The sequence below is a fragment of the Exiguobacterium sp. s80 genome, assembly GCF_018618725.1.
Lineage (GTDB): Bacteria > Bacillota > Bacilli > Exiguobacteriales > Exiguobacteriaceae > Exiguobacterium_A > Exiguobacterium_A oxidotolerans.
On record NZ_JACSMP010000001.1, the window covers coordinates 114205 to 126312 of the forward strand.

The following is a 12108-nucleotide window of genomic DNA, read 5'->3' on the forward strand; positions in this document are numbered from 1 at the left end:
GACTCGAGCCTGGTAAAGTCGAGGCAAGAGGAGGGAGACCGATGACTATTCCCCGGATTCAACAAATCGCGAGTGTTGTTGTTGTCGTGTTACTGATAATCGTACTGTTCGTCCCGTTACCATCGTGTTCGAAAGAAGCGCTCGTCGACAAACCAGCAATCGTTAAGCATGAGCAAGACGCCAAAGCAGAAGATCAAGGGTCCACGGAGCAGACCCTCTTAAACAAAAAAATCATGGTTGATGTGAAAGGGGCAGTCAAGCGACCGGGACCCTATTCCTTTAAGTTAGGCGACCGGATTAAAGACGCAGTCGTTCGTGCGGAGTTGACACAAGCTGCTGATGTGACAGAAATGAATCTCGCGGCACGGTTGATTGACGGTCAGGAAGTCATTGTTCCGACAAAAGAAAAAGTGAAACTTACACAACCGAAAGAAGAAGTGCCACAAGCAGATGTGCCGACTGGTCTGCTCGACTTGAATGCTGCGACGGAGCAACAGTTACTTGAAATCCCTGGAATCGGTCCAGCTAAAGCGAACGCGATTTTAGCCTATCGTGAAGAAAAGGGCGGGTTCGCGCGTTATGAAGACTTAGGAGAGGTTAAGGGATTTGGTGACAAGACGCTTGAAACATTGAGAGCCTATTTGATTGTTTACTGATGCCGTTATTCCCGTTATTTTTCATGATTGTATTGATCGCAATCAAAGAGTCACTTTGGCTCGTAGGTGTGATTTGTCTCGTTTTGACCATTAAAAGCTGGTCTTTTACTTCGACACGCCTTGTCTTGATGAGTCTGTTGGTCGTAGTGCTCATCGTGTACGGACAAGATTTCGTTGATACGACACCGATTCAGACAATTGATATTTTGGACGCGAAGCAAAATGGAGATCGGATTCGGTACCTGGCGACTGCGAATCAACAGGAGTTGATCGTTTCGGCGACGCTAGATGAACATCAGGATCTCGATTACGAGCGAATTGGAAGACGATGTCAAGTCGAACTGACGGAAAAAATGGTTTTACCCCGTGTCAATCGTGGCGGCTTTGACGAGGCGCGCTGGATGCGTACAGAACGATTAGCAGGAAAATTCGAAGTGAAAGAATGGGGATCGTGTACCGATACACCTGGATTTGACGCGCAGGGACGCAGGATGCGCCAAGCATGGATGGACCGGATTGAACGACTTCCGGCGAAACAAGCCTTGTATATCGAAGCGCTCGTGCTAGGTGAGGACCGATTGATGGATCAGTTGACGCTTGATCGCTTCAAGAAGTTTGGATTGTTACACGCAATCGTCATTTCAGGTTCACATATCGCCTTTTTGATTTTTACGATATTATGGATTTTGAAAAAGTGCCGATTGACGCGTGAACGAAGAGCGGAATTCGTCCTTGTCTTATTACCGTTATATGGTTGGCTGACGGAATGGAGTGCGCCGGTCACGCGTGCAGTCTGCGTCGCGTTCATCTTGATGCTCTATCAGCGTCTCGGACGACGGACAGACCCGCTCCTCGTGGTTGCCTATGTTGCAGCAGCGCAACTCGCCTATTCTTATACGAGTCTTTATGATATCGGCTTTCAGTTGACTGTCGGACTAACGATTTTTTTATTATTGTCGCGCAAGATCTGGCAAAAAGTAAAACGTCCTTGGAACTGGTTGTTAATTAGTGTCTGGGCGCAAATCTTAACGAGCCTAGTCTTGCAAATGGCGGAACAAACGGAAGTTTCGCCATGGTCGCCTCTGTTGAACCTCGTCATTGGAGCCTGGATCGAATGGATCATCCTTCCGCTTTCCTTTCTAGTAGGCTTACTCTTGTTTTTCCCAGTCACGGATACATTCATGACGCTCCACGAGCGAGCAGTTGGTGTACTTGATCTTGCCCTCGCGCAAGCGGAGCAGTTACCTGTTCCGACCGTTGCTGTCCACTTATTGTCGTTACCACTCTTTTTGCTCGTTATAGTCGTCGTCTTAATCGGATGGTATGTAGCGGAACAAAAGTGGTGGGGGCATCTTCTTCCCGTCTGTGCTCTCCTTCTTGGAAGTGTATCGATGGATTTAAGGACGGAAGAACAGGTGACATTTCTCGACGTCGGTCAAGGCGATAGTACGGTAATCGAGAAGGATGGAGAAACGTTCGTCATCGACACAGGCGGGGCGTTTATGTTATCACAACGTCCCACGTTACGTCCGTTCGACCCTGGTAGTCAAATCGTTGCGCCTTTTCTTCATACGCGCGCGGAGACAGTAATCGACGGACTCATCTTGACTCATGCTGACAATGATCATATTGGAGGTGTCATCGGGTTATTAAAGAAAATTCGTGTCGATACGATTTATTTCGGAAGATACGATAATCAGGATGAAAAGCGGCATCGTTTGCTGGAGCAGATTGAAGCGACAGGGACCAAAGTGGAGTTCGTCAAGGCAGGGCGAGAGATACGACCTTGGCTTACTGTTGTTGCACCTGACGAATCAGAAGCAGAGGAGAATGACCGTTCCATCGTGTTGCTTGCGGACGTTGCAGGAAAACGGGTTTTGTTGACGGGTGACGCGAGCATTGAACAAGAAGAAGGTTGGAACCTTGGACCAATCGATATTTTGAAAGCGGGTCATCATGGCTCGAAGACGTCGACGGGACTCGACTTGTTGCAACAAACGAATCCAGAAACAGTCATCATCTCCGCGGGACGGAATAATCGTTATGGTCACCCGCATGAAGAAGTGTTAGATCGCATCGGAAATCAGCGGACGATTTGGCGGACGGACAGGGACGGGATGATAACTTGTTCTTCAGCAGGCTGTGAAGCTATGATAAAATAAAAAACAGCAACCCCCCAAGGTTGCTGTTTTAGTGATTATAGACTTAAGAATTTGATTAAAACGCCAATGATGAATAAAACGGCGAAGAAACCAAATGAAGCGCCAAAACCGACGGCTGAGTCAAGCGCGTCATTACGTTTTGATTGAATATCGTTTTCAAACGCATTTTCACTTGGTGGGCGTACTGAATGTGCCATGCTGCATTCCCCCTTAATAGATTCCGCTTCTAGTATAGCGGAATAAAAGAGGATTATCTATGATGAAGTTAAGAACAAACTGTGAAATGTGGTGGGAATGATGAAAACACCTTGGCTTGTCAACGGAAAGTTGGCTAACCTTTATTTATTATATGGGACGGAGCGTCATCTTTTAGAGGAGTGGGAACGTGAAATCGTGAAGGCGGCATTACCAGATGGCGAACGATTTGACTACATGAAGATCGATTTAAACGATCAGCCTCTCGATGCCGTGTTAGATGAGGCGGAAACAGTTCCTTTTTTAAGTGATTACCGTGTCGTGGTTGCAAAACCAGCGACTTTTCTGACGGGCGCGAAAGATAAAAAAACGCATAACGTTGATCGATTAGCGGAATATGTCTTACAACCGGCAGATTATGCAGTCGTCGTTTTAATTGTCGAAGCGGAGAAACTGGATGAACGAAAAAAAATCGTCAAGCGGTTGAAAGATCGTGCGACGGTCCTCGAAGCAAAAAAGCCGACTTCGGAAGAATTATTCCGCTTTACGATGGGTACTGTTAATGACAAAGGATACCGGATGGAGCGACCGGCAATTGAACGGTTAATCTTTTTGACAGGAGAAATGTGGGGAACGCTAGCGCATGAGCTCGATAAGCTGATGCTTTATGCAGGCGATCATCCGACGATTGAATTGGCGGATGTTGATTTGTTAGTACCGCGGACACTTGAAGACAATGTCTTTCAATTGACGGATTACTTAATGAAACGTCAACTTGAGCCTGCGATTCGCCTGATTCGTGACTTAGAAAAGCAAGGTCAGGAAATATTAGCGCTGCTCGGTTTGATGGCACGTCAGTACCGAATGATGTTACTGTCTAAGCGCCTGGCGGAACAAGGTTATGGTGAACGACAAATTGCTTCAAAGGTCGGGGCGCATCCATATGCGATTAAATTAGCATTGCAGTCCGGGAAACGATTTACGTTCGCCCAACTCGAACAAGCGTTAATCACCATCACGACGACTGATGAAGGGATGAAGACTGGGCGTGGTGATAAGCGAATATTGTTTGATTCACTAATCGTCCGACTAGCGACTTTGTGAGGAGCTGACTAACTAATGGAAATTCGAATGATTCAAGCAACAGAAGTGATTCCACTTCGTCATGGCGTCTTACGTCCGCATCAACCGATTGAGGCGTGCACGTATCCGGACGACTTGGCGACAGATACGTTTCACCTCGGAGGCGTCAAGGACGGTAAAATTGTCGCAATCGGCTCATTTGCAAAACGGTCATATGATACAGCTCCCGAATTGACATATCAATTGCGAGGAATGGCGACGAGTCCGGATGTACGTGGTGAAGGATACGGGATTGCATTGCTTGAAGAAGCACGACGAATTTTAAAGGAACGGCAAGCTACTGGTTGGTGGTGTAATGCCCGGCTAGTCGCAGTTCCGTTCTACGAACGATTTGGAATGAAGATTGCGAGTGAGCAATTTGAAATCGAAGGAATTGGTCCGCATCACGTGATGGTCGATCGATTGACGTATTGAAACGAAGTATTCAAATCAACTGAGACTGACTCGAAAGGAAGCATTCTTTTGGAGTCGGTCTCTTTTTTAAGCACAAAAAAATCGCCACCGGGGAAGCCCCTAGTGGCGATCGATCACCGTATTCTTCGGAAAGAATTAAAGTGCGTTTACGAGTTTAGCGAGACGTGATTTGTCACGACCAGCTTTGTTGCTGTGGATAAGACCTTTAGCAGCAGCTTTGTCGATTTTCTTAGACGCTGTGTTGAAAGCTACGAGCGCTTGCTCTTTGTTACCTTCAGTAGCGAAAGTTTCGACTGCTTTGATAGCTGAACGCATTGACGATTTACGTTGTACGTTAGCGACGCGGCGTTTTTCAGCTGTTTTAACACGCTTGATTGCTGATTTAATGTTAGCCATGGATGATTCACCTCCAAGAAAACTCATTCGAGATTTATATTCGCATATCTGCATTTATCGTTCAACAGAACAAGCACAATTGTAGCAAACGTTTTTCTTAAAAGCAATAACAGCTCTAGGGTTTCTTTGGATTTTTGTTTTTCGGTAAAACAAAACGGGATGGTACAGCTCGTCTGATTTTTGTTATAATGAAGCGTATGTACGTTTGAATATAAGGTAAGGTGACTATAAACATGAATAATGCAGACCGTTTAAAACGGCAAAAGAGCATTCGGAACTTCTCGATTATCGCCCATATCGACCACGGGAAATCGACGCTCGCTGACCGTATTCTAGAAAGAACAGGCGCTTTGACGTCACGTGAAATGAAAGACCAAACGCTTGATGCCATGGATCTCGAACGGGAACGTGGAATTACAATCAAGTTGAATGCCGTCCAATTGAAGTATACAGCAAAAGATGGTGAGGAATATATCCTCCATCTGATCGACACACCTGGACACGTCGACTTTACTTATGAAGTTTCGCGTTCACTCGCAGCGTGTGAAGGTGCTGTTCTCGTCGTCGATGCGGCGCAAGGGATTGAAGCACAAACACTCGCGAACGTCTACTTGGCGTTAGATAACGATCTTGAAATTTTACCGATCATCAATAAAATTGACCTGCCGTCGGCGGATGTCGAACGTGTTCGTCAAGAAATCGAAGATGTCATCGGACTCGATGCATCTGAAGCGGTTCCGACGTCAGCAAAAGCAGGAATCGGAATTGAAGAGATTCTTGAACAAATCGTCGAAAAAGTGCCTGCACCAACCGGTGATCCGGCTGCACCGCTTGAAGCGTTAATTTTTGACTCGTTCTATGACCCGTACCGTGGTGTTGTCGCATCAATCCGAATCGTCAACGGAACGGTCAAAGTCGGTGATAAAATTCGTATGATGTCGACCGGTAAAGATTTCGAAGTCTTAGAACTTGCCGTTTCGACACCAAAGGCACTTCGTCAACAAGAATTAACGGTCGGAGATGTTGGTACATTGTCAGCGTCGATTAAGACCGTTGGAGACGTCCGAGTAGGGGATACGATTACACTCGCGAAACAACCGGCAATCGAAGCGTTGCCGGGTTACCGGAAAATGAATCCGATGGTGTATTGTGGACTGTATCCAATCGATGCCGCCCGTTACAATGATTTACGTGAAGCGCTTGAGCGTCTCCAGTTAAGTGATGCAGCACTCGAGTTCGAGCCGGAGACATCGCAAGCACTCGGATTCGGTTTCCGCTGTGGATTCCTAGGTATGTTGCACATGGAAATCATTCAAGAGCGAATCGAACGTGAGTTCAACATCGATATGATCACGACAGCACCGTCGGTTATCTACAACGTGACGACGACGTCTGGCGAAGTCTTGCATGTCGACAACCCGTCGAAGATGCCCGATCAACAAAAGGTCGAGTTCATCGAAGAACCTTTCGTCAAGGCAGCTGTCATGACGCCGAACGACTATGTCGGGGCAATCATGGAACTTTGTCAAAAGAAACGCGGGACGTTCATCGACATGGAATACATCGATACGACACGTGTTAAAATCACGTATGAGTTACCGCTTTCGGAAATCGTTTATGATTTCTTCGATCAATTAAAATCGAGTACAAAAGGATATGCTTCACTGGATTACGAATTGATTGGCTACCAACAATCACGCCTTGTGAAGATGGATATCCTATTGAATAACGAAAACGTCGATGCCCTGAGTTTCATCGTTCACCGTGATTTTGCGTACGAACGTGGGAAAGTCATCGTTGATAAATTAAAAGAATTGATTCCACGGATGCAATTCGAAGTGCCGATTCAAGCTGCGGTCGGGACAAAAATCGTTGCGCGTTCGACGATTAAAGCCCTTCGGAAAAACGTTCTCGCAAAATGTTATGGTGGGGATATCTCACGAAAACGTAAATTGCTTGAGAAGCAAAAAGAAGGTAAGAAGCGCATGAAGATGGTAGGCTCGGTAGAGGTACCTCAAGAAGCCTTCATGTCGGTTCTGTCGATGGATGAAGATTAAAGTCAAAAGGGGGCGTTTAACGCACCCTTTTTCTTGTTTATATAGAAAGGATGAGGCGAAATGACTCCACGCGCCGCATATGTCCACATTCCGTTTTGTGAACATATCTGTTACTACTGTGATTTCAATAAAGTATTTTTAAAGAATCAACCGGTTGCGGAATATTTAGATGCGTTAGAACGTGAAATCGAACTGACACTACAACAATACCCGACCGATCGACTTGAAACGATTTTCATTGGTGGCGGAACACCGACTGCCCTGAACGAACAACAGATGCAACGTCTGATGGACATCATCAGCAAACATCTCTTGCCGCTGACGGATGAGACGCTTGAATACACGGTCGAGTCGAATCCGGACGGCGTATCGCCTGAAAAACTCGATATCATGAAAGCGGGTGGTGTCAACCGTGTCAGTTTCGGTGTCCAGTCGTTTGATGACGGATTGCTTGAACGGATCGGTCGGACGCACCGGGAAGCGAAAGTCGCAGAGACGCTTGACGAAGCGGCTAAACGGTTTGATAACATTTCCGTCGATTTGATGTTCGGCTTACCGAATCAAACGCTTGAGCAAGTTAAATACGATGTCGAGCGCGCCCTTCGCTTACCGATCACCCATATTTCGTCGTACTCGTTAATTTTGGAACCGCACACCGTGTTCGCGATTCAAGAACGAAAAGGAAAACTCCCGTTACCGACACAAGATCTTGAAGCAGAGATGTATCGTTTGATGATTGAGACGATTGAAGCCGGTGGTTTGAAACAATACGAAATCTCGAACTTCTCGTTACCGGGGAAAGAAAGTCGGCATAACCGGGTCTACTGGGAAAATGATGAGTATTACGGTTTCGGCGCAGGCTCGCATAGTTACATCGCTCAAACACGTCGCGCGAACATCGCACCGATTCCGCATTACATCAAGGCGGAAGGTTTACCGGTCCGCAACGAGACACCACTGACACGTGTCGAGCGAATGGAAGAAGAGATGTTCCTCGGACTTCGGATGAAACAAGGGGTGTCAATCGAACACTTTGAGCAAAAGTATGGGATAGCGTTAGATGCTGCTTTTGGTAAAACAATCACGAAGTTGTTGCCGCGCGGATTAGTCGAACGGACGGATACACACTTGCGATTAACGGAGGCGGGTGTCCCGCTTGCGAATGAAGTATTCGCCGAGTTCATCGGTGAAGCGGAAGTTGAATGATTTCAGGACGACAAAAAAACCAATCCACAGTAACGGGATTGGTTTTTTGCGTACAGACAACGTGCTATTGGGAGATAAAAGCGTCTTTTCTCGTTATTTTCCTCGTACGCGTCTATTTTTTAGATTTTCTTGCGAAATAAGCAGTCGTTCCGATGATGGCAATGAACAACCAAACGAACACACCGGCCATCGCAAACATCTCAAGCATCTTGATCATCCTTTTCATCATTTGTTTCACTGTATCGTATAATGGGAAACTGTTCAAAGGGTTCAGCAAATCTGTTGACATCATTTCCACTATTCCTTATAGTAAAGATGTAATTAGCACTCGTTAAAAGTGAGTGCTAACAAAATAAGGTGGTGAAGAAGGTGCTGACGGATCGTCAATTGTTGATTTTGCGTGCAATCGTCGATGATTATATCAAAACCGCTCAACCCGTCGGCTCACGGACGCTCTCGAAACGAGACGACGTGACGTTCAGTTCCGCGACCATTCGAAATGAGATGGCGGACCTCGAAGAGATGGGATTGATTGAAAAACCGCATACTTCTGCGGGACGAATTCCATCTGAGCTTGGATATCGATTTTATGTCGATCATCTGATTCGTCCGGAAAGCATCTCACCGCAAGAGGCAAAAGCATTAAAATCATTATTTGCCCATTCCGTGAATGAAAATGATCGCTTGATCAGACATACGGCGGACTTGTTGAGCGAATTGACGCATTACACGACACTTGTATTAGGTCCTAAAGAAGAAGGACAACGGCTCCACCATTTAGAATTAATCCCGTTAGCAGAAGGACGCGTCGTAATCGTTCTCGTAACGGAGACAGGTCATGTTGAGCATAAGACACTTCAGTTAGCGGAAGCTCTCTCACGTGAGGCAGCGAGTCGACTGATGGAACGTCTGAATAAGACGTTACGAGGAACGCCACTGAGCAATCTTCGTCTTCGTTTGCTGGAAGAAATCAGACGTTTTCGTTCCGAACATTCGGAACAGACGTCGTTACTTTCGAAAACACTCGATATCGTTCTGATGGATCAACAGGATGAGCGTCCCTTGATTTATCTGGGTGGGAAAGCAAATATGTTCGACCAACCGGAATTTCAAGACGTCGCCAAACTAAGACCTGTCTTAGAATTGATTGAACAGCAGGAAGCATTGTTTGATTTCTTGAGTCCGAATCTCGATAATCAAATCTTGATTACGATCGGAAGCGAGAACAATGTCGATGCCCTGAAGGATTGTAGCGTGATCCGTGCCCATTACTCCGTTGATGGCGTTTCGCTCGGGACACTTGCGCTGATTGGTCCAAAACGGATGGATTATAATCGAGGCATCAATTCGATCATTCATCTTTTGCAAGCATTCCAAACCGAGCTGCGTAAAAACAGCTTGGATTGAATATAGAAAGGGGCTCGATTCAGAGTGGAAGAAAAAGAGCAGAATCAAAACCTCAGTAATGAAGAAACAACCGAGCAACAAGCAGAAACAGTTGAAGTAACAGAAGAGGAACTCGTGCAAGCGGACCTCGTCGAAGAAGAAGCGACACCGAATTTTGAAGCGCAACTTGCTGAAGCAAAAGCATCAGAATTACGGTTGCGTGCCGATTTTGATAACTTCAAGCGCCGTAACCGGATTGAAGCAGAAAATCGTGCGAAGTATTCATCACAATCTATCGTCGAGAAGTTACTCCCACTCGTCGATAACCTTGATCGCGCACTTCAGATTGAGTCTGACAACGAAGAAACAAAGTCCGTCTTAGCGGGTGTCGAAATGGTCAAGCGTCAGTTAGCCGAAACCCTTCAAAACGAAGGTGTCGTTGAAATTCCAGCGGTTGGCGAAGCCTTTGACCCGAATCTGCATCAGGCAGTCGTTCAGGAAGCAAGTGACGAATTCGAGTCGGGCATCGTAACGGCTGAATTCCAAAAAGGGTATAAGTTACATGACCGCGTGATTCGTCCAAGCATGGTCAAAGTCGCAGAGTAATCTCGAATCATCCGAAACACAACAATTAACTAATCGAAGGTGAGGAATTTATCATGGCAAAAATCATTGGTATTGACTTAGGTACAACGAACTCATGTGTAGCAGTAATGGAAGGCGGAGAGCCGGTCGTTATCGCAAACGCAGAAGGTAACCGTACGACACCATCTGTCGTCGCTTTTAAAAACGGAGAGCGTCAAGTCGGGGAAGTCGCGAAACGTCAAGCAATCACGAACCCGAATACAATCATGTCGATTAAACGTCACATGGGTACAGACTACAAAGTTGAAGTTGAAGGAAAAGATTACACGCCACAAGAAGTATCAGCAATCATCCTTCAAAAATTGAAAGCGCAAGCTGAAGATTATCTCGGTGAAAAAGTAACGGAAGCTGTCATCACAGTACCTGCTTATTTCAATGATGCAGAACGCCAAGCAACAAAAGACGCGGGTACAATCGCTGGTCTTGACGTGAAACGGATCATCAACGAGCCAACTGCAGCAGCACTTGCATACGGACTTGAAAAAGGCGAAGACCACACAATCCTCATCTATGACTTAGGTGGCGGTACATTCGACGTTTCAATCCTTGAACTTGGTGATGGTGTCTTTGAAGTTGTTTCAACAGCCGGTGACAGCCGTCTTGGAGGAGATGATTTTGACCAAAAAATCATCGATCACCTTGTTGCAGAATTCAAAAAAGACAATGGCATCGACTTAGCACAAGATAAAATGGCACTTCAACGTTTGAAAGATGCTGCTGAAAAAGCGAAGAAAGACCTTTCAGGTGTCTCTTCGACACAAATCAGCCTTCCGTTCATCACGGCTGGCGCAGCAGGTCCACTTCACCTTGAAATGACGTTATCACGTGCGAAATTCGACGATTTGACTGCTGACCTCGTCGAGCGGACGATGGAACCAACGCGTCGTGCCCTTAGCGATGCTGGTATGTCACCAGATAAAATCGATAAAATCATTCTTGTTGGTGGATCAACACGAATTCCTGCAGTCCAAAAAGCAGTTCAAGACTTCACAGGTAAAGAATCATTCAAAGGCGTTAACCCGGATGAAGTTGTTGCCCTCGGTGCAGCAGTTCAAGGTGGCGTATTGACTGGTGACGTCAAAGACGTTGTTCTTCTTGACGTAACACCACTTTCACTCGGAATCGAAACAATGGGTAGCGTGATGACGAAGTTGATCGATCGTAACACGACGATCCCGACATCGAAATCACAAGTTTTCTCTACAGCAGCTGATAACCAGCCGGCAGTAGATATCCACGTCCTTCAAGGGGAACGTCCGATGGCAACAGATAACAAAACGCTGGGTCGTTTCCAGTTGACAGACATTCCACCGGCACAACGCGGCGTACCGCAAATCGAAGTTAAATTCGACATCGATGCAAACGGAATCGTTAACGTATCGGCGAAAGACCTCGGTACAAACAAAGAACAATCGATCACAATCCAATCATCAAGCGGCTTGACTGAAGCGGACATCGATCAAATGGTCAAAGATGCTGAAGCGAACGCAGATGCAGACAACAAACGTAAAGAAGAAGTTGAACTTCGTAACGAAGCCGATCAACTCGTCTTCGCGACAGATAAAGCAATCAAAGATCTCGGCGAACAAATCGATGCTGCCGATAAAGAAAAAGCAGAAGCTGCAAAAGAAAAAGTAACAACGGCTCTTGCTGGAGAAGACATCGAAGCGATTCGTACGGCGAAAGATGAATTATCAACAGTCGTTCAAGAACTCACACAAAAAGTCTACGAAAACATGGCTCAACAACAAGCTGGCGCTGAAGGCGCACAAGCTGACGGACAAGACGACAACGTCATGGACGCAGAATTTGAAGAAGTAGACGATAAAGACAACAAATAATTCGAAT

12 protein-coding genes are annotated in these 12108 nt (G+C 46.2%); 9 read left to right on the forward strand and 3 right to left on the reverse strand.

Features of this window, described 5'->3' with window-relative positions; genetic code table 11:
• Positions 1–41: 41 nt before the first annotated feature.
• Together KNP94_RS00620 and KNP94_RS00625 are read left to right on the forward strand one after the other, a co-directional pair.
• Positions 42–656 (forward strand): helix-hairpin-helix domain-containing protein, encoded by a 615-nt coding sequence (locus tag KNP94_RS00620; RefSeq protein ID WP_214765462.1) that lies wholly within the window; start codon positions 42–44, stop codon positions 654–656.
• Positions 656–2818 (forward strand): DNA internalization-related competence protein ComEC/Rec2, encoded by a 2163-nt coding sequence (locus tag KNP94_RS00625; protein ID WP_215115085.1) that lies wholly within the window; start codon positions 656–658, stop codon positions 2816–2818. The genes KNP94_RS00620 and KNP94_RS00625 overlap by 1 nt, the downstream gene beginning before the upstream one ends.
• A gap of 35 nt (positions 2819–2853) precedes the next feature.
• Here the strand turns inward: KNP94_RS00625 and KNP94_RS00630 are convergent, their stop codons facing one another.
• Positions 2854–3015 (reverse strand): YqzM family protein, encoded by a 162-nt coding sequence (locus KNP94_RS00630; protein ID WP_029332892.1) that lies wholly within the window; start codon positions 3013–3015, stop codon positions 2854–2856.
• Between the two features lie 100 nt (positions 3016–3115).
• Between KNP94_RS00630 and holA the strand changes: the two genes are divergently transcribed.
• Together holA and KNP94_RS00640 are read left to right on the forward strand one after the other, a co-directional pair.
• A complete protein-coding gene (gene holA / locus KNP94_RS00635) occupies positions 3116–4117 on the forward strand; it encodes a DNA polymerase III subunit delta (protein WP_214807470.1) in 1002 nt (333 codons plus the stop codon).
• Between the two features lie 15 nt (positions 4118–4132).
• Positions 4133–4570: a GNAT family N-acetyltransferase gene (locus KNP94_RS00640; RefSeq protein ID WP_088836521.1), complete on the forward strand. Its 438-nt coding sequence runs from the start codon at positions 4133–4135 to the stop codon at positions 4568–4570.
• Positions 4571–4705: 135 nt separating this feature from the next.
• Here the strand turns inward: KNP94_RS00640 and rpsT are convergent, their stop codons facing one another.
• Positions 4706–4966 (reverse strand): 30S ribosomal protein S20, encoded by a 261-nt coding sequence (gene rpsT, locus KNP94_RS00645; protein WP_014969761.1) that lies wholly within the window; start codon positions 4964–4966, stop codon positions 4706–4708.
• Positions 4967–5199: 233 nt separating this feature from the next.
• Between rpsT and lepA the strand changes: the two genes are divergently transcribed.
• Both lepA and hemW read left to right on the forward strand, forming a co-directional pair.
• Entirely contained in the window at positions 5200–7023 is a 1824-nt protein-coding gene (gene lepA, locus KNP94_RS00650) for a translation elongation factor 4 (RefSeq protein WP_029332895.1), read from the forward strand.
• 60 nt (positions 7024–7083) lie between these two features.
• Positions 7084–8229: a radical SAM family heme chaperone HemW gene (hemW, locus tag KNP94_RS00655; protein WP_088836523.1), complete on the forward strand. Its 1146-nt coding sequence runs from the start codon at positions 7084–7086 to the stop codon at positions 8227–8229.
• A gap of 112 nt (positions 8230–8341) precedes the next feature.
• On the opposite strand, the gene KNP94_RS00660 is transcribed toward hemW, so the two are convergent.
• Positions 8342–8521, reverse strand: a complete 180-nt coding sequence (locus KNP94_RS00660; RefSeq protein ID WP_088836524.1) for a hypothetical protein — start codon at positions 8519–8521, stop codon at positions 8342–8344.
• 77 nt (positions 8522–8598) lie between these two features.
• On the opposite strand from KNP94_RS00660, the gene hrcA reads away from it, so the two are divergent.
• The 3 genes from hrcA to dnaK are packed head-to-tail and all read left to right on the forward strand — an operon-like array spanning position 8599 to position 12101.
• Positions 8599–9636, forward strand: a complete 1038-nt coding sequence (hrcA, locus tag KNP94_RS00665; protein ID WP_215115086.1) for a heat-inducible transcriptional repressor HrcA — start codon at positions 8599–8601, stop codon at positions 9634–9636.
• Between the two features lie 24 nt (positions 9637–9660).
• Positions 9661–10221 carry a nucleotide exchange factor GrpE gene (grpE, locus tag KNP94_RS00670; RefSeq protein ID WP_029332899.1) on the forward strand — a complete coding sequence of 187 codons (561 nt, stop codon included), beginning with the start codon at positions 9661–9663 and terminating at the stop codon, positions 10219–10221.
• Between the two features lie 53 nt (positions 10222–10274).
• On the forward strand, positions 10275–12101 hold the full coding sequence (gene dnaK / locus KNP94_RS00675; RefSeq protein WP_088836525.1) for a molecular chaperone DnaK: 1827 nt from the start codon (positions 10275–10277) through the stop codon (positions 12099–12101).
• The last annotated feature ends 7 nt before the right edge of the window (positions 12102–12108 follow it).